The 23,752-nt window shown below is 64.0% G+C and carries 26 protein-coding genes; 17 read left to right on the top strand and 9 right to left on the bottom strand.

Annotated elements, in window-relative coordinates:
• Positions 1-317: 317 nt before the first annotated feature.
• Positions 318-1,043 carry a WD40/YVTN/BNR-like repeat-containing protein gene (locus tag H6B31_RS13185; protein ID WP_204898935.1) on the top strand — a complete coding sequence of 242 codons (726 nt, stop codon included), beginning with the start codon at positions 318-320 and terminating at the stop codon, positions 1,041-1,043.
• Positions 1,044-1,084: 41 nt separating this feature from the next.
• On the opposite strand, the gene H6B31_RS13190 is transcribed toward H6B31_RS13185, so the two are convergent.
• The 4 genes from H6B31_RS13190 to gltX all read right to left on the bottom strand — a co-directional run bounded on the left by H6B31_RS13190 (position 1,085) and on the right by gltX (position 4,417).
• Positions 1,085-1,537, bottom strand: coding sequence for a superoxide dismutase family protein (locus H6B31_RS13190; protein WP_204898936.1), 453 nt, complete (start codon positions 1,535-1,537; stop codon positions 1,085-1,087).
• Positions 1,538-1,944: 407 nt separating this feature from the next.
• Positions 1,945-2,169: a hypothetical protein gene (locus H6B31_RS13195; protein WP_204898937.1), complete on the bottom strand. Its 225-nt coding sequence runs from the start codon at positions 2,167-2,169 to the stop codon at positions 1,945-1,947.
• A gap of 64 nt (positions 2,170-2,233) precedes the next feature.
• Positions 2,234-2,812 carry a flavodoxin family protein gene (locus tag H6B31_RS13200; RefSeq protein WP_204898938.1) on the bottom strand — a complete coding sequence of 193 codons (579 nt, stop codon included), beginning with the start codon at positions 2,810-2,812 and terminating at the stop codon, positions 2,234-2,236.
• Between the two features lie 114 nt (positions 2,813-2,926).
• Entirely contained in the window at positions 2,927-4,417 is a 1,491-nt protein-coding gene (gltX, locus tag H6B31_RS13205; protein WP_204898939.1) for a glutamate--tRNA ligase, read from the bottom strand.
• A 207-nt stretch (positions 4,418-4,624) separates the two neighbouring features.
• Between gltX and H6B31_RS13210 the strand changes: the two genes are divergently transcribed.
• Positions 4,625-5,221 (top strand): hypothetical protein, encoded by a 597-nt coding sequence (locus H6B31_RS13210; protein WP_204898940.1) that lies wholly within the window; start codon positions 4,625-4,627, stop codon positions 5,219-5,221.
• 6 nt (positions 5,222-5,227) lie between these two features.
• Here H6B31_RS13210 and H6B31_RS13215 read toward each other — a convergent pair whose 3' ends face one another.
• On the bottom strand, positions 5,228-6,055 hold the full coding sequence (locus H6B31_RS13215; protein WP_204898941.1) for a carbon-nitrogen hydrolase family protein: 828 nt from the start codon (positions 6,053-6,055) through the stop codon (positions 5,228-5,230).
• A 242-nt stretch (positions 6,056-6,297) separates the two neighbouring features.
• On the opposite strand from H6B31_RS13215, the gene trpS reads away from it, so the two are divergent.
• From trpS to H6B31_RS13235, 4 genes are read left to right on the top strand one after another with little or no spacing between them, the layout of a single operon-like run.
• Complete coding sequence (trpS, locus tag H6B31_RS13220; protein WP_346014083.1) at positions 6,298-7,311, top strand: tryptophan--tRNA ligase; 1,014 nt, start codon at positions 6,298-6,300, stop codon at positions 7,309-7,311.
• Positions 7,312-7,364: 53 nt separating this feature from the next.
• On the top strand, positions 7,365-8,537 hold the full coding sequence (locus tag H6B31_RS13225) for an MraY family glycosyltransferase (protein WP_204898942.1): 1,173 nt from the start codon (positions 7,365-7,367) through the stop codon (positions 8,535-8,537).
• Positions 8,534-9,682 carry a non-hydrolyzing UDP-N-acetylglucosamine 2-epimerase gene (gene wecB / locus H6B31_RS13230; protein ID WP_204898943.1) on the top strand — a complete coding sequence of 383 codons (1,149 nt, stop codon included), beginning with the start codon at positions 8,534-8,536 and terminating at the stop codon, positions 9,680-9,682. Before H6B31_RS13225 ends, wecB begins: the two co-directional genes overlap by 4 nt.
• 35 nt (positions 9,683-9,717) lie before the next feature.
• Positions 9,718-10,479 (top strand): hypothetical protein, encoded by a 762-nt coding sequence (locus tag H6B31_RS13235; protein WP_204898944.1) that lies wholly within the window; start codon positions 9,718-9,720, stop codon positions 10,477-10,479.
• Between the two features lie 416 nt (positions 10,480-10,895).
• Here the strand turns inward: H6B31_RS13235 and H6B31_RS13240 are convergent, their stop codons facing one another.
• Genes H6B31_RS13240 through H6B31_RS13250 form a run of 3 tightly spaced genes read right to left on the bottom strand, consistent with a single transcriptional unit; the run spans position 10,896 to position 12,022 of the window.
• Complete coding sequence (locus H6B31_RS13240; protein WP_204898945.1) at positions 10,896-11,279, bottom strand: hypothetical protein; 384 nt, start codon at positions 11,277-11,279, stop codon at positions 10,896-10,898.
• Complete coding sequence (locus H6B31_RS13245) at positions 11,272-11,712, bottom strand: hypothetical protein (RefSeq protein WP_204898946.1); 441 nt, start codon at positions 11,710-11,712, stop codon at positions 11,272-11,274. The genes H6B31_RS13240 and H6B31_RS13245 overlap by 8 nt, the downstream gene beginning before the upstream one ends.
• Positions 11,713-11,740: 28 nt before the next feature.
• Positions 11,741-12,022: a hypothetical protein gene (locus H6B31_RS13250; RefSeq protein WP_243419053.1), complete on the bottom strand. Its 282-nt coding sequence runs from the start codon at positions 12,020-12,022 to the stop codon at positions 11,741-11,743.
• Positions 12,023-12,087: 65 nt separating this feature from the next.
• Between H6B31_RS13250 and H6B31_RS13255 the strand changes: the two genes are divergently transcribed.
• Together H6B31_RS13255 and cls are read left to right on the top strand one after the other, a co-directional pair.
• Positions 12,088-12,546, top strand: coding sequence for a metallophosphoesterase family protein (locus H6B31_RS13255; RefSeq protein ID WP_204898947.1), 459 nt, complete (start codon positions 12,088-12,090; stop codon positions 12,544-12,546).
• Between the two features lie 42 nt (positions 12,547-12,588).
• Complete coding sequence (gene cls / locus H6B31_RS13260; RefSeq protein WP_204898948.1) at positions 12,589-14,115, top strand: cardiolipin synthase; 1,527 nt, start codon at positions 12,589-12,591, stop codon at positions 14,113-14,115.
• A gap of 36 nt (positions 14,116-14,151) precedes the next feature.
• On the opposite strand, the gene H6B31_RS13265 is transcribed toward cls, so the two are convergent.
• Positions 14,152-14,997 carry a hypothetical protein gene (locus tag H6B31_RS13265; RefSeq protein ID WP_204898949.1) on the bottom strand — a complete coding sequence of 282 codons (846 nt, stop codon included), beginning with the start codon at positions 14,995-14,997 and terminating at the stop codon, positions 14,152-14,154.
• A gap of 207 nt (positions 14,998-15,204) precedes the next feature.
• Between H6B31_RS13265 and H6B31_RS13270 the strand changes: the two genes are divergently transcribed.
• From H6B31_RS13270 to H6B31_RS13310, 9 genes are all read left to right on the top strand, one after another.
• Positions 15,205-15,744, top strand: a complete 540-nt coding sequence (locus tag H6B31_RS13270; protein ID WP_204898950.1) for a DUF4364 family protein — start codon at positions 15,205-15,207, stop codon at positions 15,742-15,744.
• A 1-nt stretch (position 15,745) separates the two neighbouring features.
• Positions 15,746-16,213, top strand: coding sequence for a pyridoxamine 5'-phosphate oxidase family protein (locus tag H6B31_RS13275; protein ID WP_204898951.1), 468 nt, complete (start codon positions 15,746-15,748; stop codon positions 16,211-16,213).
• Positions 16,214-16,246: 33 nt separating this feature from the next.
• On the top strand, positions 16,247-17,851 hold the full coding sequence (locus tag H6B31_RS13280) for a glucosyltransferase domain-containing protein (RefSeq protein ID WP_204898952.1): 1,605 nt from the start codon (positions 16,247-16,249) through the stop codon (positions 17,849-17,851).
• Between the two features lie 4 nt (positions 17,852-17,855).
• A complete protein-coding gene (locus H6B31_RS13285) occupies positions 17,856-18,818 on the top strand; it encodes a glycosyltransferase family 2 protein (protein WP_204898953.1) in 963 nt (320 codons plus the stop codon).
• Positions 18,808-19,248, top strand: a complete 441-nt coding sequence (locus tag H6B31_RS13290) for a GtrA family protein (RefSeq protein ID WP_204898954.1) — start codon at positions 18,808-18,810, stop codon at positions 19,246-19,248. Before H6B31_RS13285 ends, H6B31_RS13290 begins: the two co-directional genes overlap by 11 nt.
• A 226-nt stretch (positions 19,249-19,474) precedes the next feature.
• Positions 19,475-20,302, top strand: coding sequence for a putative RNA methyltransferase (locus H6B31_RS13295; protein WP_204898955.1), 828 nt, complete (start codon positions 19,475-19,477; stop codon positions 20,300-20,302).
• Between the two features lie 147 nt (positions 20,303-20,449).
• Positions 20,450-21,388 carry an ABC transporter ATP-binding protein gene (locus tag H6B31_RS13300; protein WP_204898956.1) on the top strand — a complete coding sequence of 313 codons (939 nt, stop codon included), beginning with the start codon at positions 20,450-20,452 and terminating at the stop codon, positions 21,386-21,388.
• Complete coding sequence (locus H6B31_RS13305) at positions 21,388-22,191, top strand: ABC transporter permease (protein WP_204898957.1); 804 nt, start codon at positions 21,388-21,390, stop codon at positions 22,189-22,191. Before H6B31_RS13300 ends, H6B31_RS13305 begins: the two co-directional genes overlap by 1 nt.
• Before the next feature lie 287 nt (positions 22,192-22,478).
• On the top strand, positions 22,479-23,300 hold the full coding sequence (locus H6B31_RS13310; RefSeq protein ID WP_204898958.1) for an ABC transporter permease: 822 nt from the start codon (positions 22,479-22,481) through the stop codon (positions 23,298-23,300).
• Positions 23,301-23,752: the final 452 nt, after the last annotated feature.

Here is a 23,752-nt window from a genome sequence, read left to right on the forward strand (position 1 = left end):
GAGGGAGGCGGGCGGACTGGGGGGTGGCCCGGTCCACCGCCCTGGCCTGGCTGTGCACCTTCCCCGGGTGCATGGGGCTGGGCTGGCTGCTGGCGAAGGGAATGATGCAAATTTGAACAGGGATGCCACAGGGGCATCCCTGTTTTTGAAATGCCTGGCGGATGAAACGCCCGAATTTGTGACAATTTTGCAATTCTTTTGTCACGCAAATGAGAAGAAATGGCCGGTATGGCCGGTGTATTCTTTGGTTGACGTAATACGACAGCGCCCGTGCCCGCGTTAGGGGGCAGTGCGGCGCAGAGGGAGAACGAACGGATATGAGACAGAAACATTGGAGCCGCCGCCTGGCCGCCGGGCTGCTGCTGGGGGCGGCGGTGTTTGCCCTGGCGGGCTGCGGGCCGACCGGGGCGGCGGACAGCGAAGCGGAGGACCTGGCCCTGCTTGAGCTCCATCCCCTGGAGGGGTATGAGCGGGCGGACGGCACCTTTGAGGTGCGGGATGCCTCGGGGCAGACCGTGGCCGTGATGGCGGCGGACGACGCCCTGCGGGACTACCCGGCCCGGTCCCCGGAGAGGGAGGACAGTGACACCGGTCTCCCGGCTCTCTGGGGGACCGCTTCGGACGGGACGCAGTGGACGGTGACCTGGAGCGGGCCCAGCGCGGGGGTGAGCCAGTGCCGGGTGCTGCTGTCCGGCGACGGGGGAGAGAGCTGGGCCCTCACCGCCAGCGACCCCAGCCCGGTGTCCGACGTGTACGGCGGGGGATTTTTAAACGATCAGGTGGGCTTTGTCTGTTCCCGGCACTTTCAGACCACGGGGCCGGAGATTTTCTGGACCCAGGACGGTGGGGCGAGCTGGAACCTGCTGGAGCTCCCCATTCCAGAGGAGTACCAGGGGAGTGTGATGGACGCATATGGTCCCCAGATTCAGGATGGGGAGGTCTGCTTTCCGGTGATGGTCTGGGGGGAGACCTCCGAGGAAAACCGGTATGTCTTCTGTACCAGTACCGATTTGGAACACTGGACGTGGAGTGAAAACGGATAGAAAAGCGGAAGCGGCCGCCAAGGAGCGGCCGCTTCTGTGTTTCAAAAGGCCCGGATGACGCCGCAGCCGATGCGGGCCCCCGCGTGGCCGGAGGGCTGGGTGGCGAAGTCGTCCGGGTCCTGGTGGATGACCACGGTGCGGCCCAGAATGTCCGGGATGGCAAACCGGTCGGTGAGGACGCTGAGATAGGCGTCCCCGCCGCAGCCGAACAGGGGCGGCAGGTCCCCGGCGTGGTGGGGGTGCTCGCACCCCTCCAGGTCGAAATGGCCGCCGGCGCTCTCAAAGTCCGGGGGAGTGCAGGCGTCCCCCTCGTGGATGTGGAAGCCGAAGACCCGGGAGGCACAGGGGCCGTCCTCGTGGGGGAGGCCGTGGATCTGGGCGGTGACCAGGACGCCCCGCTCCTGGGGGAAGAAGGAGACCAGCCCGGAGAGGGGGGAGCCCGGCGCTCCAGCGATGTGGGCGATGGCGGCGGGGGCTTGGGAATTGTTCTGCATGGCGATCACCTCATTGAAAAATCCGTTGGGAGGGAAGAAAAAGCCCTCCTGCAAGGAGTTCCGCCGTCCGCAGACGGCGGAATAAAATTCAATCTCGTCATTTCCGAGGACACAAGGTGAATTGCCCCGAAGGGGCAAGAGAAGGTCCCCTGGGGGATGCGCCTCGGAAATGACACCCCTCACGAAATTTTGACCGACAATTTCCGGGTTCCCAGAAAATCATTTATGGTTTTCTGGGAGAGGAGGCGCAGCGGAGGGAACGAGCATTCGGGTTTACCCGGATGCGAGCGATCCGTAGCTTGCGACGACGACATCGAAGACAAAATTTCGTGCAGCCCTGCTCGAAAAAGTGGCTAAGCCACTTTTTCGACAGTCTAAAAAAGCCCTCCAGGCGGAGGGCTTTGGGGTCAGCGGCAGACCCGGGAAATGCACAGGGCGCTGACCTGGGGCGGGAGGCTCATGGTCATGGCCCCGCTGTGTTCGATCTCCACACAGTCGCCCCGGGAGAAGCAGCAGGCCCGCTGGGTGTGGACCAGAACGGTCTGCCGGGTGCGGCAGTCGCAGACCAGAAGCTGGCAGTTCCGGACCTCCAGAACCTCAGCCTGAAAGACAGTCGTCTCCATGGATTCCAAATTTAATCCCTCCGATCAGTCCATGCTATGCGGCACGGCGGCCGGAGGTGTCTGGGTGCTTCCCTCAGAATCCGGCGCACAGCGTCCGGGAAAAGGCCCGGGCATGCCCTTCCTTTTCCTCATCCATGAACGGGACGTCATAGCCCAGGTGCCGCTCCGCCAGCATTCCGGCGTAGATCATGCCGGTGTGCTTGCAGTAGCGGCGGATCCCCTCTTCAAACAGGTCGGCCCCTTTTTCGGGGCGGTAGCCGCAGGTGGTGAGGATGGCCGCCCGCCTGCCCCGGAGGAGGGAGGGCCCCTTCTCCTCCCCGTAGTACTTGCACAGGCCGTACACCAGCCGGTCCAGCAGGGCCTTCATGGGGGGCGTGCAGTACCAGGAGTAGATGGGGGTGGCCAGCACCAGGAGATCGCTTTGTAAAATTGCCTCCGCCAGCCGGGGCGCGTCGTCCCGGATGGCGCAGCTCATCCCACTCCAGTCCCTCTGACAGGTGCGGCAGGCGGTGCAGGGGCGGATGTCCAGGTCGTACAGCCAGTGGGTGGTCACGGTGTGGCCCAGCTGTTCCAGCTCGTCCTGGAAGGGGAGGCGCAGGGCGTTGGTGTTTCCGTTCTTTCGGGGGCTGCCCATGAGAATGCACACCCGCATGGAGATCGCTCCTTTTCTATAAATTGGGGGATTTTGCCGCCCAAGCGGCGGGAACTGTCTGTAAAAAACGGGCGGGGGCCGCCCCCCGCCCGCAGGCTTTTGGTATCAATTAGATTACTGGGAGAGCTTCTCCAGTCCCACCTTCAGCCGCCGGACGGTCTCCTCCCGGCCCAGGATGTGGCAGATCTCCACCGCTCCGCCGGGGGTGACCGCCTTGCCGGCGGCGGCGATGCGCACCGGCCACATGAGCAGGGCGTTCTTCACACCCAGGCCCTCAGCCAGCCCCACCAGGCTGTCGTGGATCATAGTCTCGCTCCAGGAGGGCAGGTTGGCCAGCATGCCGATGGCGGCGGAGAGCATCTCCTTGGAGGAGTCCAGGGTGGACTTGGACTTCTTGTTGGCGAACAGGTTCACGTCGTAGTCGGGCAGCGCGTCGAAGAAGTCCACCTTCTCCGGGATGTCGGTGAGCTTCTCGCACCGGGCCTGGAGCAGGGCGGCGATCTCCGCCGCGTTCAGATCGGGGTTCTTGACGCTCTGGCGGATATAGGGCTCGGCCACCTGGGCGAACTCCTCCGGGGCCATGGAGCGCAGATAGAGGGCGTTGAAGTGGGTGAGCTTGTCAATGTCGAAGATGGCGGGGGACTTGGACACGCCGGAGAGCTCGAAAGCGTCCACCAGCTCTTTCAGGGAGAAGATCTCCTGCTCCGCCAGCTCCCCCTTGGGGGACCAGCCCAGCAGGGCCACATAGTTCAGAATGGCCTGGGTGAGGTAGCCCTGGGCCTTCAGATCCTCATAGGAGGGGTCCCCGTGGCGCTTGGACATCTTGTTGTGGGCGTCCCGCATGACGGGGGAGCAGTGGACGTAGGTGGGCACCTCCCAGCCGAAGGCCTGGTACAGCAGGTCGTACTTGGGGGCGGAGGACAGGTACTCGCTGCCCCGAACCACGTGGGTAATGCCCATCAGGTGGTCGTCCACCACGTTGGCGAAGTTGTAGGTGGGCAGGCCGTCCCGCTTGATGAGCACCTGGTCGTCCAGGGTCTTGTTCTCCACGGTGATGTCCCCGAAGATGGCGTCGTGGAAGGTGGTAGTCCCCTCGTGGGGAATTTTTTGGCGGATCACGTAGGGCTCGCCGGCGTCCACCCGGGCCTGGGCCTCCTGGGGGTCCAGGGTGCGGCAGGGGTCGTCGGGGCGGTCGAATTCGCCGGCGTCCTCCTCCGACTCGGTTTTTTCGCAGAAGCAGTAGTAGGCGTGGCCCTTCTCCACCAGCAGGCGGGCATACTTGCCGTAGGTGTCCCGCCGCTCGGTCTGGATATAGGGGGCCACGGGGCCGCCCACGTCGGGCCCTTCGTCGTGGTCCAGGCCGCACTCGGCCAGGGTGCGGTAGATCACCTCGGTGGCGCCCTCCACCTGCCGGGTCTGGTCGGTGTCCTCAATGCGCAGAATAAAGGTGCCCTGGTTGTGCCGGGCGATGAGCCAGGTGTACAGGGCGGTGCGCAGGTTGCCCACGTGCATATAGCCGGTGGGAGAGGGGGCGAACCGGGTGCGGACCTTCCCCTTGGGGATCTTGGCCTCCATCTCCTCAAAATACTTCATGTCCAATGCCATGTCTTTTCCCTCCACGTCTATGGTTTGAGCGCCGGAATCAGGAGATTCCCAATTTCCAATTTCACTCAGATTCAGGTATACTGATTATAGGGGATTTTGCCCTGTTTTGCAAGAGAAACCCCAAGCGCGCCTCTGCGGGGAACCTTTTCTCTCTCTGTTCGTCTACACCGGCAGAGGGACTGCGCCGTTTGAAAGGAGCTTTTGATGATGAAACGCATGGTTTTTCTGCTGGCAGTTCTGGGGACCCTGCTGTCCGGCTGCGGGGCTCCGGCCCCGGGAGGGGGCGCATCTTCCACGCCCCAGGAGGGCTTGTCCGTCCAGGAGGAGCTGCCGAACACAGAGGGGGAGAGCTCTGTCCCCCTGGAGGAGGAACCGGAATCCGAGCCTCCCAGCAGGCAAGACTCCATCCCCTTCACCGGGGACCAGCTCTACGCCGCGGCCTATCTGGGCTTTGAGGAGATGGAGGACCTGTCCTACTACACCCAGCGCTATCTGGACAGCGGGGACCTGCCCATCCACTACTTTTCCCCCGGGGAATACTATCTCATCATCCCCCGGTACCCGGACATGTCCCTGGCCCTGTACAAAAACGACATCCAGACCGACCAGTCCGCCCTGGTCTATGAGGCCCCCGTCTGTGAGCCCTTCCTGGTCCAGTGCAACATCAGCGACATCTTCTCGGACGTGACGGTGGAGCTGACTTATCAGGGGGAGACGGTCTCCTTCTCCCCCTACATCTCCCTGAAGGACGGGAGCGTCCAGGTGGGAGAGCGGGGACTGGACCTGTCCCGGAGCGGCGGGTGAGTGCCTTTACACCCGCTCCAGGCGGTACTGGTCGGTGCGGCGGTTGGACAGGGTCCCCACCTTCCGGCGGATCTCATCCACGTAGTCCAGGTCGATGTCCGCCAGGGTGACGCCAGGGCGGTCGGGGGCCTGGGCCACCACATTGCCCCAGGGGTCCACCACCATGGAGCGGCCGTAGGCGGGGAACTCCGGCCCGGGGCCGAACTGCTCCGGGGCCACCACATAGCAGCCGTTTTCAATGGCCCGGGCCCGAAGGAGGACCTCCCAGTGGTCCTTTCCGGTGTTTAAGGTGAAGTTGGCGGGGACGAACAGCACCTGGGCCCCCTCCAGGGCCATGAGGCGGTAGAGCTCCCCGAAGCGCAGGTCATAGCAGACGGACAGCCCCCAGGTGCCCAGCTCCCCGGTCTCCACGGTGACGATGGCGTCCCCGGGGCAGATCTGGCTGGACTCCCGCATTTGGCCGCCCCCGGGGACAGTCACATCAAAGGGATGGAGCTTGCGGTATTTGGCCGCCAGGGTGCCGTCTGGCCGGATCACCATGGTGCAGTTGTAGGGCCGTCCCCCCTGGGGATTTTTTTCGTAGATGCTGCCCCCGTGGAGCCACAGCCCGGTCTCCCGGGCCAGGGCGGACAGACACTGGAAAGTGGGGCCGCCGGGCACCTCCTCGGCGTACCGGTCCATTTCCACCCCCCGGTAGGAGACGCTCTCGGGCAGGGCGGCCGCCCTGGCCCCCCGCCGGGCCGCCTCCCGGACGAAGGCGGACAGGGCCTGAAGATTCTCCTCCGGGTCCTGTCCGGAGGCCATCTGGATCACTGCAATGGGAAACTGGCGCATCAATACCCACCCTTTCCAAACAAATTTTCTCCCCTCCATCATAGCGCAGCCGCGGGGAATGTCAAGTGGTCCAATGGGAGGGGAAAACGCGGGCGGAAAATGTAACGAAACCATGAAATTCCCCCGACGTCCATTGCCTTCGGGGGAAAATTGTGCTATGCTGTATCAGTATGAGTGCCGGCAGAAACGCCGGTGCAGGGACCTGAAATCAAATTTGGAAATTTCCTGAGAAGGTTGTGTGGATTGTGGAAACTCAGCAGAAGAAAGTCATGCTCTCCGGCATCCAGCCCAGCGGGGACCTGACCCTGGGCTCCTATCTGGGGGCCATCAAGAACTGGGTGGAGCGCACGGATGAGTTTGACAACTACTATTTTATGGCGGATATGCACTCCATCACCGTGCGGCAGGACCCCGCCGCCCTGCGCCGCCGCACCCTGGAGCAGCTGGCCCAGTACATCGCCTGCGGCCTGGACCCGGAGAAGAACACCCTGTTCATCCAGTCCCATGTCCCCGCCCACGCGGAGCTGGGCTGGGTGCTCAACTGCTACACCATGTTCGGCGAGCTCAGCCGCATGACCCAGTTCAAGGACAAGTCGGCCAAGAATGCCGACAACATCAACGGCGGACTGTTCACCTACCCCGCCCTCATGGCGGCGGACATCCTGCTCTATCGGCCCGACTTTGTCCCCGTGGGCAACGACCAGAAGCAGCACGTGGAGCTCACCCGGGACGTGGCCGAGCGGTTCAACCATATCTACGGCGACGTGTTCAAGGTGCCCGAGCCCTACATCCCCAAGGTGGGCGCCCGGGTCATGTCCCTGAGCGACCCCGGCAGCAAGATGTCCAAGTCGGACAAGGACCCCAACGGCTCCATCTATCTGATGGAGAAGCCGGAGGACATTCTGCGCAAGTTCAAGCGGGCGGTCACCGACAGCGACACGGAGAAGTGCGTCCGCTATGCCCCGGAGGAGAAGCCCGGCGTGTCCAACCTCATGGCCATCTACTCCGCCGTCACCGGCAAGACCTTTGAGGAGATCGAGGCCGAGTTCGACGGCCAGGGCTACGGCGCCTTCAAGCCCGCTGTGGGTGAGGCTGTGGTGGAGACCCTGCGCCCCATCCGGGAGGAGGCCAGCCGCATCCTGAAGGACAAGGCCTATCTGGAGAGTGTCTACAAGGCCGGGGCGGAGAAGGCCTCCTATGTGGCCAACAAGACCCTGCGGAAGGTCTATAAAAAGGTGGGCTTCGTGGCCCGGTAAGATTTTATTTTCTCCCTTCGGGGAAAATAAAGAAAATACAAAGAGGAACTTCTATGCCTGTACAGATCTCTGTCATCGGCGCGGTGGCGGCCGCCCTGCTCACCGCCGCCATTGTGGCCTTTATCACCACCCCGGTGGTGCGCACCCTGGCTTTTCGGGTGGGGGCGGTGGACGTCCCCAGGGACAACCGCCGGATGCACAACCACCCCATTCCCCGGATGGGGGGGCTGGCCATCTTTTTCGGCTTTATCCTCAGCGCCCTGATTTTCGTCCCCCTGGACGCCCCTCTGCGGGGGATGCTGCTGGGGGCGGTGATCATCGTCATTTTGGGCATCTTCGACGACATCTATGCCCTGCCCGCCCTGCCCAAGCTGCTGGTGCAGATCGCCGCGGCCAGCGTGGCGGTGCTCATGGGCAACCAGATCGAGGTGCTGTCCAACCCCAATATCTTCAGCAGCAACCCCTATTGGAACCTGGGATTTCTGTCCATCCCCATCTCGGTGTTCTGGATCGTGGGCATCACCAACGCCGTCAACCTGATCGACGGCCTGGACGGCCTGGCCTGCGGGGTGTCCACCATCAGCTCCATGACCATGCTGGTCATCGCCCTGACGGTGGCCGAGCCCGACGTGGCCCTGCTCATGGCCGCCCTGGCCGGCGGGTGCATCGGCTTTCTGCCCTACAACCTGAACCCGGCCAAGATTTTCATGGGGGACACAGGCTCCACCTTTTTGGGCTTCATTTTGGCCACCGTGTCCATCGAGGGGCTGTTCAAGTCCTACGCCATCATCTCCTTCGCGGTGCCCTTCCTGATGCTGGGTCTGCCCATCTTCGACACCTGCTTTGCCATTCTGCGCCGGGTGTCCCACGGCCAGAGCCCCATGGCCCCCGACCGGGGCCACATTCACCACCGGCTCATCGACATGGGCTTCAACCAGAAGCAGGCGGTGGCGGTGCTCTATGTCATCAGCGCCATCCTGGGCCTGTCCGCCGTGGTGCTCACCACCACCAACGTGGTCCGGGCCATGGTGGTGCTGATGGCCCTGTGCGTGGCCGGCGGGATGGCCGCCAAGCTGTACCTGGACCGGATGAACCACAGGGACCAGGACGGCGCCCGGCCGCCCCAGGGGCGCGGGGGGGCCAAGCCCCGGAAGCTGCACAATCCGCCCTCTGATGTGGCGGGAAGCGACTATTTCTTCGGAGAAGAGGAGCGATCCGACAAATGAAGCCTGTTACGGTTATGACCATCTTCGGCACCCGGCCGGAGGCCATCAAAATGGCCCCCCTGGCTCTGGAGCTCTCCCGGCGGGAGAACATCCGGGCCCTGTGCTGCGTCACCGCCCAGCACCGGGAAATGCTTGACTCGGTGCTGGAGATTTTCCATCTCAAGCCCGACTACGACCTGAACATCATGGAGCCGAGGCAGACCCTGTCCACCATCACCTCCAAGTGCCTGCTGGGCATGGACGGCGTGCTGGACGAGGCCAGGCCCGACCTGGTGCTGGTCCACGGGGACACCTCCACCACCTTCGCCGGCGCCCTGTCCGCCTTCTACCACCAGATCCCGGTAGGCCATGTGGAGGCCGGCCTGCGCACCTATGACAAGTGGTCCCCCTTCCCGGAGGAGATGAACCGGAAGATGGTGGGGGCCATCGCCGACCTGCACTTCTGCCCCACCGTCACCAACCGGGACAACCTGGCCCGGGAGAACATCAAAACCGGGGTGTTCCTCACCGGAAACACGGTGATCGACGCCCTTCAGACCACGGTGAAGGAGCGCTTCACCTTCCAGGAGGAGGTTCTCAACCGCCTGGACTACCAGAACCGCCGGGTGATCCTGGTCACCTGCCACCGCCGGGAGAACTACGGTCAGCCTATGACCAACATTATGACCGCCCTGCGCCGCATCGCCGACGCCTTCCCGGACACGGAGCTGGTCTACCCGGTCCACCTGTCCCCGGTGGTCCAGGAGGCCGCCCACAAGTATCTGGACGGCCACCCCCGCATCCACCTCATCGCCCCGCTGGCGGTGGACGAGATGCACAACCTGATGGCCCGCTGCCACCTGGTGATGACCGACTCGGGCGGCCTTCAGGAGGAGGCCCCCGCCCTGGGCAAGCCGGTGCTGGTCCTGCGTCGGGAGACCGAGCGGCCCGAGGCCGTCCAGGCGGGCACAGTGAAACTGGCCGGTGTGGAGGAGGAGACCATCTTCTCCCTGGCCAGCGAGCTGCTCACCAGCGAGAGCGCCTACGCCGCCATGGCCCACGCGGTCAATCCCTACGGGGACGGCCAGGCCTGCCGCCGCATCGCCGATGCCATCGAGTGGCGCTTCGGACTGCGCCAGACGCCCCCGGAGGAATTTCAGGGGTGATCGTCCGGGCATGTCCCATATAAGGAGGTGAGGATTTGGACTCAAAAAAACGCCTGGCCATCGCCCTGGCCATCACCTGTCTGATCGTGGTGGCCATCTTCGCCAGCTTTGGCCGCAGTTTGTTCTTTGTCCAGATCCCCTCCATCACCCTGGCCGACGTGGACGGGGCGGGGAGCTCCTCCTCCGGCGGCTCCGGCGGCCAGGAGGGGGACCAGTACTGGCAGGTGGCCGTCACCCCGGAGACGGTGCAGAGCGTGGTGGCCACCCTCTCCCGTCCGGACAGCTACTACCGGGAACTGACGGTGGAGACCCTGTGGTCTGGAGGCTCTTACTCCTCCACGGTCCAGTATTGGGAGGACTCCGGCTGGTCCCATATCCGTCAGACCCTGGCCTCCGGGGCGGTGCGCCACGACCTTGTGGGGGCGGAAACCGCCTACTACTGGTACGAGGGATCGTCCACCTGGAACTCCTTCCCGGCGGACGCGCGCTCCGCCGACCTCAGCCAGCACATCCCCACCTATGAGACGGTGCTGGAGCTGGATGCGGCGTCCATTACCGGCACCGGCTATGAGCTCAAAGGGACCTTCCCCAGCGTCTTTGTGGAGGTGCAGGGGGAGGACGGCGCCCTGGAACGGTACTGGATCAGTACCGACAACGGCCTGCTTATCTCCGCCGAGCGGGAGGTGAACGGCGCTCTGGTCTACCGCATGACCGCCTACGGCCAGGTTCAGACCCCCTGCCCGGCCACCGCCTCCTTTGCCCTGCCCGACGGGCAGGTGCTGCACGCCCTCTCCTGATGTGAGGTATGAATCCGGCGGGGGCAAGCCCCCGTCCTACCAGGTTGGCAGAATACCGTAGGGCGGGGGCTTGCCCCCGCCGCAGTTTGCCGAAAACCTCTGTTAAGACGAATCAGCCCGAGTGTTAGCGGGGGAGCTCGAGGGGGCGGCAGCCCGCCTCGAGTGGGATCGAATGCCCTGAATGCCTTGTACGACAAGGCGTTCAGCGAGCGCAGCGAGGACTTTTCCGCCGCTGCGCGGCGGGAAAGTAACGGCATTTTTGCAGGCTGTCGGGAAAGTCCTTGGACTTTTTCGACAGCCTGGGGCGGGGGCTTGCCCCCGCCGTCCCATAATCCAACCCCGCCATTTCTTGCAGGGCGCGACGACCCGGCGCGCCGTTCCGGTTTTTGTAGGGCGGTGTGCCCAGTGGTCACGCCCTACGGTTCCGCTTCCTTGTCCCCCAGGCCCAGGATGAGCACCAGCCCCAGGGCGATGACCAGCTCCAGGTCGTCCCCCTCCCACAGCAGGAGCAGGACGATGAGCAGGAGCAGCAGATCCCCGCTGTCCAGGTCCTCCAGCTTCAGGGCCTTCAGCAGGCCGCCCAGCCCCCCGGAGCCCCCCTCTCCCGTGAGAAAGGAGGGGAGGGAGAAGCCTGCGGGTCCGCTCGAACCGGGGCGGCCGGTGTGCTGGGAGCGCTGGTCCCCGGGGCGGGCCTTCTGATGCGGTTCCTTTGCCTGGGTCGCGCCGGGGCTGGATCCCACGGGCTCCTCCACGCGCACACGGGTATAGGACGCGCCGTTGGGGATATAACGATTATACATGGCGGTCCTCTCCCTTCTCACCCAGAACCTGGAGGGCCACCCGGATCACATGGGACAGTTTGGCCAGCTGCACCGCCCGGTCCAGCTTGGCCTGCCGTTCCTTCCGCAGGAAGGGGCGCAGCGCCTGGAGCAGGTCGGTGGTGCGCTCGTCGCCCCCCTGGTACTCCTGCCACAGCCGCATCCCCATCTGGAGCAGCCTGGGGTCCAGGGAGGAGAGGGCGGCCAGGGGATTTTCGCCCCCGGCCTCCGATGGGGCGGGGGAGTCGGGAGCCGCCCCGGCCCGCTCCCAGCCGGGTTCGCCGCCGTCCTCATCCCCGTTTGCCGGAGAGGGGGGCGGATCGGACTTGCCCAGGGACTGGGCCAGGGCCATGATCTGGCCCATGGCCGCCGGGTCCCCCAGGATGGTATTCAGTTTTTCCTCCAGCTCGCCCATATCCGATCCCCCTCTCCGGCGCTCTTCATCAGGACAGACCGGACTCCTCTGCCTGACGGCGCAGGCGCTCCACCAGCGCCGCACCCTCCTTGGTGCTCATCAGTTGATTCATCATGCCCATCAGCTGGGAGGCGTCCCCCTGTGCGGCGGCCTGAGCCGCCTGCTGGACCCCGCCGGTCTGCTTCAGCATGGATACCAGCTTCTGGGCGTCTCCGGACTGGGCCAGGTGGGCAATGGCCTGGCGGTGCTTGCCCAGAGCCTCCTCCATTTGGGCGGAGGAGGCGGGCTGTTTGGAATGTTGACCCTGCATATCCCATTCACTCCTATTCTAATGTTCCGTTTCAGTATATGCGGCGGGACAGGTAAGGTGACAATATGAAGATCCTTGTTTTTTCCGATTCCCACCGCTTCCTCTCCGGCATGGTCCAGGCCATCGAGGAGGAGAAGCCCGACCAGGTCATCCATCTGGGGGACCTGATGGGCGATGCGGAGGAGCTGTCCTGGCGCTTCCAGACGCTCCCCATCTGCATGGTCCCCGGCAACTGCGATGGCTGGACCACCGCCCCCGCCATCAAGCGGATCACCCTCCAGGGGAGGGACATCCTGCTCTCCCACGGCCACCTGTGGAGGGTGAAGGGGGGCTATGACCTGGCCATTGGGGAGGCCCGGAAGTCCGGCGTGGACATTCTCCTCTTCGGCCACACCCACAGGGCCTACTGCCAGCAGCTGGAGGATGGCCTGTGGGTGATGAACCCCGGGGCCAGCCGCACCAGCTACGGGACCATCCTCCTGGAGGGGGACAGCATCTCCTGTACCCTGACCAAGCTGATCTGATCCCAAAACCCCGGCGCAGCGTGGAAAGAAGGTGAGTGCGCAGTGAAGAAACTGCTGTATATCCTGTTTCATCGGTCAGTGTTTGTGGGCCTGTCCCTGATTGCGCAGGTGGTGGCGCTGATGCTGATGGTGGGCTTCTTCTCGGAGCACACCACCGGTCTGTACTGGTTTTTTATCTTTCTGAGCGTGGCGGCGGCCCTGCTGATCGTGGGGAGCCGCATGGAGCCCGCATATAAGATCGCCTGGCTGCTGCTGGTGCTCCCCTTCCCCGTGTTCGGGGGCATCTTCTATCTGCTGGTGGGCGGCGGACAGATCCCCCAGCGCACCAGCCGCCGGATGAAGCGCATCGCCGAGCAGTCGGAGGAGAATCTGCGGGAGGACTTTAAGGCGGACGACCTGCTCACCCTGGGGGAGGACGCCGCGGGGCAGGCCCGGTACTTGGAGGACTTTGCCCACTGCCCCGCCTACACCAACACGGAGACCGAGTATTTCCCGGTGGGGGATCTGGTCTTTCCCCGGATGCTGGAGGAGCTGCGGAAGGCGGAGCGGTATATTTTCCTGGAGTATTTCATCATCCAGCCAGGCGTCTTCTGGGACAGCGTGCTGGAGATCCTGGAGGAGAAGGCAGCCCAGGGGGTGGAGGTGCGCCTCATCTACGACGACATGGGCTGCATGTTTACCCTTCCCCGGGACTACAACGAGCAGATGGCCGCCCGGGGCATCCAGTGCCGGGTGTTCAACCGCTTTGTGCCGGTGATGTCCCTGCGCTTCAACAACCGGGACCACCGGAAATTCCTGATCATCGACGGCAAGGTGGGCTTCACCGGGGGCATCAACCTGGCTGACGAGTATATCAACCGGCGGGAGCGCTTCGGCCACTGGAAGGACAGTGCCATTCTGCTGGAGGGGGACGCGGTGTGGTCCATGGCGGTGATGTTCCTCACCATGTGGGACCACTGCTGCGGCTGGGAGGAGGAGTTCCACCACTTCCGCCCGGAGCCCGCCTCCGCCCGTCCCTGGACCGGATACGTCCAGCCCTACACCGACACCCCTCTGGACCGGGAGGCGGTGGGCCAGGCGGTTTATCTGAACATGATCGGCAAGGCCAGGAAGTATATCTATATCACCACCCCCTATCTGGTCATCGACGTGGCCACCAACACCGCCCTGTGCAACGCGGCCAAGTCCGGGGTGGACGTGCGGATCATCACCCCCCACATCCCGGACAAGCGGTATGTGTTCGAGGTCACCCGGGCCCACTACCCGCCCCTGCTGGAGGCGGGGGTGCGCATCTATGAGTACACCCCCGGCTTTATCCACGCCAAGAACTTCGTGGTGGACGACCGCTTCGCCACGGTGGGGACGGTGAATCTGGACTACCGCAGCCTGTTTCTCCACTTTGAGGACGGCGTGTGGCTGTGCGAGGCCCCCTGCATCCAGGATATCCGCCGGGACTTCGAGGAGACCCTGCGGGTGTGCCAGCGCATCTCCCTGCGCCAGCGGAAGTATTTCAACCCCATCATTCAGCTCTACCGGAACATTCTGCGCATCTTCGCGCCCCTGATGTAAAATATGGGAGACGGCTTTTGCCGTCTCCCACACTTATTATAGGCCGCAGCAGCCGCTGCGGGCCTCCTGATAGCTGGCAGCCGTCTTAGGGGCCACGCTGTTGGGGGGGAAGAATTCGTCCACCGGGAACTGCACCTTGCGGAAGATCTCGCAGGGGTCCTCGCCGCACTCGGCGCCCTGGCAGGCGCACTCCTTCTCCGGCAGGCAGTAGTCGTAGGCGGGGATGAGCAGCTGGGTGTCCCGCTCCATGCGGATGATGGAGAACTGGCCCAGGGTGACGTACAGGCGGTGTACGTCGCCCCCCATCACCAGCTCCTCCGGGAAGCAGGCACAGATGGACGGGGGAATCTCGCAGCAGCAGTCGCAGGGACGGCACTCGCACACATCCACCAGCTTCATGCTGAGGATGATGGGGTCCACCGACTCCACCACCGCGGTGGGCAGGCTGCGGGTGGGCAGGTTCTGCACATCCAGGGCCTTCTCCTGGCCCAGAGAGGAGAACACCTTGGCGCTCCCCTCGCTGCCGAACAGGATGACCCGCTTGTCAAAGACGGCCAGGCCGCTGATCTCCACCGGCCGGGCGGCCCCCACGAAGGCGTCGGCGGTGATGCGGTAGAAGTACCGCACATCCACCGTGTAGAACCCCCGGTTGAAGGTGACCGGCTCCACGTCGATGTAGGCGTACAGCAGCTCGGCGCAGCCCGCCTTCACCGACACCGCCCGGTCAATGACCTCCTGGCAGCCCCGGGTGGGGTAGACCCGCAGGTCCTCGATGCAGTCTTTGTCCTTGCAGGAGTCAAAGATTTTCTTGGTGTGTATGCACACGGCCTCCCGAATGCAGCGGTCCTCGCTGACGGGGCCGGGCACGACCTTTTCCGGCATAGGTAAGTCCCTCCTAAGATGTTGCCGAGGCGGAGCAGAGCCCCGCCGGTTGGATTTTGGGGTACGCTCCATACTATGAGAGACGGAAAAAATGGTGCGGCGGCGGAGGGGCAAAGAGGGGTTGTCCTTTGCCCCCTTTTTCGGTATAATAAAAAAGCTGGGCAGATGCCCGCGTCCCCATCCACCTGACGCTGCAGGAGGTTTTGTATGGCCCGAACTGGATTCATCCAAAACGAACTGGATCTCAAGCTGCTGGTTCTCTATATCATGTCCCGCACCGCCGCACCGGTCACGTTCAATCAGCTGCTGGACGTGGCTCTGTGCGACGCTGGGGTGGACTACTTCTCCCTCACCGAGGTGGTGGGCCACCTGGTGGAGACCGGCCATCTGGAGCAGACCGGCCAGGTCTATGCCATCACGGAGAAGGGGCGGCGCAACAGCGAGATCTGCGAGAGCAGCCTGCCCTACTCGGTGCGCATGCACTGCGACGAGAACCTTGGAAAACTCAACGGGGCGCTGAAGCGGGCGGCCCAGGTCCAGACGGGGGTGGAGCCCCATCCGGACGGCACCTGCACCGTGCGCCTGTTTTTTGCCGACGACGGCGGCCCGCTGATGGAGCTGAAGTTCCTCTATCCCTCCCAGGAGAAGGGGCGGGCTCTGGCGGAGCGCTTCCAGGAGACGCCCGAGGCTTTTTACCATGATCTGATGACCTTCCTGTCGGAAGAGCGCAAAAAGGAGCAGCCTTAATATGAGACGAAAAGACCGGGAACGGGATCGGGCCTTTGCCTATGATGTGATCGACCGCTGTGAATACGGCGTGGCCGCCATGGCCGGGGAGGGGGGAGCGCCCTACTGCGTCCCCCTGTCTCTGGTGCGCCTGGGGGACACGCTGTACTTCCACTGCGCCCTGGAGGGGACCAAGCTGGACTGCCTGAGGCGCAGTCCCCGGGTGTGCGTCTCCTTTGTGGCCTCCAACCAGGCGGCCCAGGACAAATTCACCACCTACTTTCAGTCCGCCAATGTGATCGGGACCGCCGCCGAAGTGACGGAGGAGGCGGAGAAAATCTCCGCCCTTCGGGCCCTGTGCGAAAAACTCACCCCCGCCAACATGGCCGGGGACAACTTTGACCGGGCCATTGCCAAGAGCCTGCCCCGCACCGGGGTGTGGCGCATCCAGATGGAGGAGGTCTCCGGCAAGGAGAAGCCCCGCCCCTGACCGCCCCCTGTTTGTTTGGAAGGAGATCGTCCCATGCCCCTTGATCGTGTCCTTGCCCGCCTGCGGCAGCGGATCACTCCCACCCGGCGGGCGGCCTTTCTGGCCTGTTTTATCGCCGGATATCTGATCCACCTGTTTGCCTTTACCAATATCATCCCCAACTCCGACGGCCTGAGCCGGGTGTTTGACACCCAGCAGATGACCGTCTCCGGCCGGTGGTTTCTCCACTACGCCTCTTTTTTGAACGATTTTACCCAGATGCCCGCCCTCATCGGCTTTTTCTCCATGGTGTTTCTCGCCCTGGCCGCGGTGGGGGTGGTGACCGCCCTGAACCTGCACAGCCGGGCCCTGTCCGCCTTTGCCGGGGTGCTCATGGCCGCCTTCCCCTGTCTGGGGTACACCTTCCTCTACATGTTCACCGCCTCCGCCTACTGCCTGGCCATCCTGCTGGCCGTGCTGGCGGTGTGTCTGGTGAAGAAGGGGGGCTGGCTTCGGACCCTGGGGGGAGTGGTTCTGCTGGCTCTGGCCATGGGGATCTACCAGGCCTACGCGGCGGTGGCGGTGGCCCTGTCCCTGCTGGTGGTGCTGCGCGCCTGCCTCCACGCCCGCACCACCCTGAAGGGGACTGCCTGGCTGGGCTTCCGGCTGGCGGGCTTTCTGGCCGTGGGGGCCGCCCTCTACTACGGCATCCTCCAGATTTTCCTGGCGGTGAAGGACCTGGAGCTGCTGGACTACCTGGGCATGAGCGACGCCGGGAGCGGCTATCCCATCGCCCAGCTGCCTGGCCTGATCCTCTCCGCCTATAAGCAGGTCTTTGTCTTTTTCTTCTGGCCCAACGGGTCCAACTCCTTCACCACCCCGCTGCTGGCGGGGCTGGACCTGCTGGCCCTGGCGCTGGCTGCGGCGTGCTTCCTGGCCATCGTATTCCGCCGGGCCCTGTGGCGGGAGCCCTGGCGGCTCGTCGGGGCCCTGGTTCTGGCCGCCCTGCTGCCTCTGGCGGTGGGCTTTGCCCAGATCATCGCCCCCTTCTCCGACGCCACCCCCATTATGAAGTACGCCTACGTGCTGGTCTATATGGCGGTGCTGCTGGCGGCCGACCTGGGGCTGAGCTTCCTGCCCCGGCCCCGGGGAGGCATGGCCGTCTCCGGCGCCCTGGCCCTGTGCCTGGCCGGGGTGACCCTGTACAGCGCCAACATCAACAACCTGCTGTACACCGCCGCCGACCAGGCCCACCGGGCTACCCTCAGCTATGCCACCCGGCTGCTCACCCGCATTGAGAGTTGCCCGGGCTACACCGGGGAGGAGGAGGTCCTCATCATCGGCTCCTTCCCCACCGACCGCATCTATGCGGACATTGAGAGCTACGCCCTGGTGGACCACTACAGCGTCCCCCGGGACACGGTGGCCCCCCTCAATAAGCATATCTACTACTACCTCAACGACTGGCTCAACGTGCCCATTGCGGAGCCGGAGGAGGAGACCATGATCTCGGTCGCCCAGTCGGAGGAATTCCAGGCCATGCCCCTTTACCCCGCCGACGGCAGCGTCCAGATGCTGGACGGCCGGGTGGTGGTGAAGATCCAGGAGGAATACACCCCCAAGAGCGACTATGAGCTGGCCTATGAAAACAGGAGATGATCCCATGGAGACATCCGAATCTCTCCGCACCGGACGGCTGTCCGTGGTGCTGCCCGCCTACAATGAGGAGGAGTCGGTCCCCCTGGCGGCGGATGTGATCGGAGATCTGCTCACCCAGGCCGGCATCGACCACGAGCTGATCTTTGTCAACGACGGCTCCCGGGACCACACCTGGCGGGCCATCCAGGAGGCGTCCGTCCGCCGGCCCCAGGTGCGGGGCATCCGCTTTTCCCGGAACTTCGGCAAGGAGGCCGCCATCTTCGCCGGCCTGGCCCAGGCGAAAGGGGACTGCTGCGTGGTGCTGGACTGCGATTTGCAGCACCCGCCGGAAAAGATTCTGGAGATGTACCGCCTCTGGCAGCAGGGCTGGCAGGTGGTGGAGGGGGTCAAGATCAGCCGGGGGAAGGAGAGTCCCCTCCACACCCTGGCCGCCAAGACCTTCTACCGCTTTTTAAGCGGCGCCACCCGGATCGACATGTCCCACGCCTCCGACTTCAAACTGCTGGACCGGCGGGCGGTGGATGTGCTGGTGGCCATGCGGGAGAAGAACGCCTTCTTCCGGGCCCTGTCCTCCTGGATCGGCTTTGACACCGCCCAGGTGGAGTTTGAGGTGCAGCCCCGGGCCGCCGGGGAGTCCAAGTGGTCCCTGCGCAGCCTCACCCGGTACGCCGTCACCAACCTGGCCGCCTTCTCCACCGCGCCCCTGCAGATCGTCACCATTCTGGGGGTGCTGGTGTTTCTGTGCTCTCTGGTGCTGGGGTGCTGGTCCCTGTGGCAGAAGATCAACGGCCAGGCCCTGGAGGGCTTTACAACCGTCATCCTGCTCCTGCTCCTCATCGGCAGCGCATTGATGGTCTGCCTGGGTATTTTGGGGTACTACATCGCCAAGATCTACGAGGAGATCAAGGACCGGCCCCGGTATATCGTCTCGGATGACTGTGGAGGAAAGAACGACCATGAGAGATAAGCTCCGCTCCCTGCTGGACCCCACCCTGTTCCGCTTTATTCTGGTGGGGCTGGTGAACACCGCCGTGGGCTATGGGGTCATGTTCGGCCTGTATAACCTGGCGGGGCTCCACACTTGGGGGGACACCGGCTACTGGATCTCCTCCGCCGCCAACTACATCGTGGGCAGCGTGGTCAGCTTCTTCCTGAACAAGCACTTCACCTTCCGCAACCAAGAGAAGGGCGTGAAAGTGGTCCTCCGATTTGCCCTGAATATCGCCGTGTGCTGGGCCCTGGCCTACGGCATCGCCAAACCGGTGACGGTCTGGCTGCTGGCCGGCACCGGCTGGAGCCAGCAGATCCAGGGGAACCTGTCCATGCTGGCGGGCTCCGGCATTTTCGTCTTTCTCAACTACTTTGGACAGCGGTTCTTTGCCTTCCGCAGCCGCTGAATCCGGATGTTCCATCGCTCAGGCGGCCCCCGTGGCCGCCCCCTCGAGTTCCCCCGCCAAAACTCGGACTGATTCGTTTTCGCAGAGGTTTTTGATAAGCTCAGGCGGCCCCCGTGGCCGCCTGATGTGTTTGGCGGAGCTTTTTGGTGTCTCCGCCATTCCCTCCCCACCGCCCCGGCCCTGTCCGTCCCGGGAGCCCTATTTTGCCGTTTGAGGTGAACGCCCCATGAGTTTTTTCCGCTGTCCTCTGTGCTCCGCCCCCTTGACCCGGGGGGAGCACGCCTACACCTGCCCAGGCGGCCACAGCTTTGACCGCTCCGCCGCCGGCTATGTCCACCTGCTCCCCGCCAACCGGAAGCACTCCCAGAACCCGGGGGACGACAAGGCCATGGTGGCCGCCCGGTCCGCCTTTCTGGACAAGGGGTACTATTCTCCCCTCCGGGAGGCGCTGTGCACCCTGGCCCTGCGGGACACGGCGGACCTGCCCGCCCCCGCCCTGCTGGACAGCGGCTGCGGGGAGGGCTACTACACCCAGGGGCTGTTCCAGGCCCTGGCCCGGGCGGGCCGCGCTCCCGAGGTGGCCGGGGTAGACATCTCCAAATTTGCCCTGCGCCGGGCGGCCAAGCGGGTAAAGGAGGGGGAATTTGCCGTGGCCTCTGTCTACCACCTGCCGGTGGCGGACTCTCGGGCGGACCTGCTCACCAACGTGTTCTCCCCCCTGTGCCCGGAGGAGTTTGCCCGGGTGATGCGCCCCGGCGGGTACTTCTACTATGTGGTCCCCTCCGCCAAGCACCTGTGGGAGATGAAAGAGGTCCTGTACGCCCGGCCCTATGAAAACGCGGTGCGCCGGGAGGACTACCCGGGCTTCCGGTGGCTGGAGGCCGTCCCCCTGCGCTTCTCCATCCGCCTGGACAGCTCCCAGGACGTCATGGCCCTGTTCGGCATGACCCCCTACGCCTGGAAGACCCCCAGGGAGGGGGTGGCGCGGCTGTCCGCCCTGGAGACGCTGGACGTCCAGATCGGCTTTGACGTCCATGTATATCAGAGGACCTGACAAAGCGGCCGCACTTAACCTTTCACCCTGGAAAACTTTAAAGTTTCTTTATTCTTTCTTTGTGGGGAATCAACCTTTCTCCCCTATACTAAGGCTGTACTCAGAAAAACGGCAACCGCCGACCTTTGGAAAGAAAGGTGAACCTGCATGTCGGAATTGATTTTACAGACCCGGGACCTGACCCGCCGGTACGGCCACACCCTGGCCCTGGATCACGCCGCCCTGTCCGTGGAAAAGGGACAGATTTTCGGGCTGGTGGGACGCAACGGGGCGGGCAAGACCACCCTCATCCGCCTCATCTCCGGCCAGTCAAACCCCACCGCCGGGGAGATCACCCTGTTCGGGGCCTCCACCCCCGCCGCCCTGGCCCGGGCCCGTTCCCGCACCGGAGCCATGGTGGAGATCCCCTCCTTCTACCCCTACCTCACCGCCCGGCAGAACCTGGAGTACTACCGCATCCAGCGGGGCATCCCCGGCAAGGAGTGCGTGGACGAGGCGCTGGAGCAGGTGCGGCTGACGGACACGGGGAAAAAGAAGTTCAAGACCTTCTCCTTAGGCATGAAACAGCGGCTGGGGCTGGCCCTAGCCCTCATGAACCACCCGGAGTTCCTCCTCCTGGACGAGCCCATCAACGGCCTGGACCCGGAGGGCATCGTGGAGTTCCGGGAGCTGCTCCTCCAGCTCAACCGAGAGCGGCAGACCACCATTTTGATCTCCAGCCATATCCTCTCCGAGCTGTCCACCCTGGCCACCCACTATGCCTTCATCGAGAAGGGCCGGGTGCTGGAGAGCGTCTCCGCCGACCGTTTGCGGGAGAAGTGCCGGGAGTGCCTGGAGCTCGCGGTGGACGACGCGGCCCGGGCCGCCCGGGTGCTGGAGGAGCAGCTGGGCACCCGGGACTTCGAGGTGCTCCCCCACAACAAGCTGCGGCTGTACACCTTCCTGGATCAGCCCCAGACGGTGAACCGGGTGCTGCTGGAAAACGGCGTGGGCCTCATCTCCGCCCAGCAGCGCAGCAGCGACCTGGAGGACTACTTCCTCTCCCTCATCGGAGGCCACCACGCCGCCGGAAAGGAGGGATTCTGATGCTGCGCTCCATCCAGGCCGAGTGCTTTAAGGTGGTTCACCGGCCCTATTTTTGGATCACCACCATTCTGTGCGCCCTCTTTTCTGTGGGGGTCATCTTCTGCCTGTATCTGATCAAGACCGAGGCCAGCGGCGTCAACCCGGTCAATATGCCCTTTGCCGTCGCCTCCCTGCTGTTCGGCCTGCCCGCGGGTATCTATTTGGTCGTCCTGGGGGTGGACATGGTGTTCTCCGAGCAGTATAAGTACAACACCCTGAAAAACGAGGTGTCCTTCGGCGTCGGGCGCTTCCGCATCTACGCCTCCCGGTGGGTGGTCTCCCTGCTGGTCCTGGCGGCGCTCTACCTGGTTCTGGTGCTTGTGTACGCCCTGGCCAGCCTGATCCTCCTGGGCCTGCCCAGCCAGGCGGACGCCCAGGCGATGTACGGAGTGGATGCGGGCCGGAGCGTCCTCAACGCCTTCCGGGCTCTGGGCTTCTATACCCTGGGGGCTTTCCCCCTGTGGCTGGGGGGCATGTCCCTGTCTTTGGCCTGCTATTTCCTGATTGCCAGCTCCACCGTCGCGGCCTTCTCCTACATCGGAATTCTGATGGTGCTCCCCATGGCCCTGGACAATCTGGGAAAGTATGTGAATCCCATGTTTACCTCCCTCTACCACCTGACCCTCAACTACCACATGGACCAGCTGCTCGTGGGGGACCTGCCCTGGTCCAAGATCGGCCAGTGCTGGCTCATCGGCCTGGGCTGGACCGTGGTGTCCACCGCCCTGGGGGCGGCCCTGTTCGCCCGGAAAGAGATCAAGTAAAACAGAAAGCATTCCCACTGTCAGGGGGAAATGGCCGAAGGCCAAAAGGTGTAGGGGTGGCACGGCCGAAGGCTGTGACGGATGAGGGTGAGTTCGTTTCACTTACCACCTTCCCCTCATCCGCCTCGCTTTGCTCGGCACCTTCCCCCCTCAGGGGGGAAGGCTGGCTGAAATCCCGATTCCCATTTCAGGAGGTTATGTTCCATGAAAAAACTGTTCTGCATCGCCGCGGCCCTGGCTCTGCTGGCCGTGCTGGCCCTCCGCTTCTGTTCCAAGGGGCGTGAGTCATGAGAAACCTGATCCGGGCGGAGTTCTACCGCATCCGCTGCCAGCGCTGGGGCTTCTACGGCCTGACCGGCTCCGTGCTGGGAGGTGTGGTCCTGCTGACCCTGCTGTGCGCCTTTCCCCCGCAAAGCGGGGACGCCGCCCTGCTCTTTCAGACCATCGAGTATTCCGCCATTGTGGGCATGGTGCTGGCTGTCCCCTGCGCCGACCTGGCCAGCGCCCGGGTGGACGGCAGGCAGGTTCTGCTGAAAAACGAGGCGGTGTTCGGCATCCCCCGGTGGCAGATGTACCTGTCCCGGCTGTTCACCGCCCTCCTGCTGGGGGTGGGGCTGGTGGCGGCCATGAGCCTGTTTGCCCTGCTTTTGGCGGGGATCTTCCTGCCAGGGATCGATCAGCTGCCCCAGATCCTGTCCCAGTATGCCCTGCTGATGCTGACTGCCCTCCCCCTGTGGATGGCCTCCGCCGGACTGTTCCTGTGCCTGAAATTTATCTTCCGCTCCGGGGCCGCTGCGGGGATTCTGGTGGCGCTCTACTATCTGGTGGGATTCCCCATTGCGGGGGCGGCGGCCACGGTGGTCTCCACCGATACGGGAGAGCCCGGGCCCATCAGCACCCTGCTCTATGCCCTCCACCCCATGACCCCCTTTTGGAACGGGGATATGGTCGTTGAGGGCATCGACACCGGCATCTCCATTCAGCTGACCCCGGAGGCCTTTGTGGATTCGCCGCCGCCCATGCTGTACTGCTGGGCGCTGGGGCTGCTGTGGCTCATTGGCACCTCGCTGATCGCCATTGTGTTTCTCCAGCGGAGGGAGCTGCGGTGAGATTCGGCAGGGAGATGACCGGAAGTATGGCGCCCCCCTTATTGAAAGTGTCTTTGCTGCGGCGGGGATCAAGTTGTGCGGTGGAGAACGGCGGGCGGCCCGGTGTGCCGCCCCTACGGCGAAAAACGGACCGGGAGCGTTGGTTCGGTAAACTCAGGCGCAGTTATGGAATTGGACCGACTGCAATTTTAGGAGCGGCAGGCCCCCAGAGGGCCGGGAGGAACCGCACCTAAGCACTCCTGATTTTGCGCGCCGGAAATTTTCTGCCTGCCCCAAGGGATAACCCCCGTAACGGGGGACCGGGGGTAAGGCGAATATGGACACGCAGTGTCCATCCTGAGCCGTCCCCCGGCGATCCTTTGGTGACTTTCCCAACGGGCGGATTGTCAAGTGAAGTGCAACGGTTTGTGAAAAAAGAGTTCAAGAGGAGATTTCCAGCCTAGGCATTTGCG

The sequence above is a fragment of the Pseudoflavonifractor capillosus genome (genome assembly GCF_016899775.1).
Taxonomy (GTDB): Bacteria; Bacillota; Clostridia; order Oscillospirales; family Oscillospiraceae; genus Lawsonibacter.

Coding starts and splice junctions, on each gene's coding strand:
- H6B31_RS13185 (WP_204898935.1), top strand. CDS start 318: ATGAGACAGAAACATTGGAGCCGCCGCCTGGCCGCCGGGCTGCTGCTG.
- H6B31_RS13190 (WP_204898936.1), bottom strand. CDS start 1,537: ATGCAGAACAATTCCCAAGCCCCCGCCGCCATCGCCCACATCGCTGGA.
- H6B31_RS13200 (WP_204898938.1), bottom strand. CDS start 2,812: ATGCGGGTGTGCATTCTCATGGGCAGCCCCCGAAAGAACGGAAACACC.
- gltX (WP_204898939.1), bottom strand. CDS start 4,417: ATGGCATTGGACATGAAGTATTTTGAGGAGATGGAGGCCAAGATCCCC.
- H6B31_RS13210 (WP_204898940.1), top strand. CDS start 4,625: ATGAAACGCATGGTTTTTCTGCTGGCAGTTCTGGGGACCCTGCTGTCC.
- H6B31_RS13215 (WP_204898941.1), bottom strand. CDS start 6,055: ATGCGCCAGTTTCCCATTGCAGTGATCCAGATGGCCTCCGGACAGGAC.
- H6B31_RS13225 (WP_204898942.1), top strand. CDS start 7,365: ATGCCTGTACAGATCTCTGTCATCGGCGCGGTGGCGGCCGCCCTGCTC.
- wecB (WP_204898943.1), top strand. CDS start 8,534: ATGAAGCCTGTTACGGTTATGACCATCTTCGGCACCCGGCCGGAGGCC.
- H6B31_RS13240 (WP_204898945.1), bottom strand. CDS start 11,279: ATGTATAATCGTTATATCCCCAACGGCGCGTCCTATACCCGTGTGCGC.
- H6B31_RS13245 (WP_204898946.1), bottom strand. CDS start 11,712: ATGGGCGAGCTGGAGGAAAAACTGAATACCATCCTGGGGGACCCGGCG.
- H6B31_RS13250 (WP_243419053.1), bottom strand. CDS start 12,022: ATGCAGGGTCAACATTCCAAACAGCCCGCCTCCTCCGCCCAAATGGAG.
- H6B31_RS13255 (WP_204898947.1), top strand. CDS start 12,088: ATGAAGATCCTTGTTTTTTCCGATTCCCACCGCTTCCTCTCCGGCATG.
- H6B31_RS13265 (WP_204898949.1), bottom strand. CDS start 14,997: ATGCCGGAAAAGGTCGTGCCCGGCCCCGTCAGCGAGGACCGCTGCATT.
- H6B31_RS13270 (WP_204898950.1), top strand. CDS start 15,205: ATGGCCCGAACTGGATTCATCCAAAACGAACTGGATCTCAAGCTGCTG.
- H6B31_RS13275 (WP_204898951.1), top strand. CDS start 15,746: ATGAGACGAAAAGACCGGGAACGGGATCGGGCCTTTGCCTATGATGTG.
- H6B31_RS13280 (WP_204898952.1), top strand. CDS start 16,247: ATGCCCCTTGATCGTGTCCTTGCCCGCCTGCGGCAGCGGATCACTCCC.
- H6B31_RS13285 (WP_204898953.1), top strand. CDS start 17,856: ATGGAGACATCCGAATCTCTCCGCACCGGACGGCTGTCCGTGGTGCTG.
- H6B31_RS13290 (WP_204898954.1), top strand. CDS start 18,808: ATGAGAGATAAGCTCCGCTCCCTGCTGGACCCCACCCTGTTCCGCTTT.
- H6B31_RS13295 (WP_204898955.1), top strand. CDS start 19,475: ATGAGTTTTTTCCGCTGTCCTCTGTGCTCCGCCCCCTTGACCCGGGGG.
- H6B31_RS13300 (WP_204898956.1), top strand. CDS start 20,450: ATGTCGGAATTGATTTTACAGACCCGGGACCTGACCCGCCGGTACGGC.
- H6B31_RS13305 (WP_204898957.1), top strand. CDS start 21,388: ATGCTGCGCTCCATCCAGGCCGAGTGCTTTAAGGTGGTTCACCGGCCC.
- H6B31_RS13310 (WP_204898958.1), top strand. CDS start 22,479: ATGAGAAACCTGATCCGGGCGGAGTTCTACCGCATCCGCTGCCAGCGC.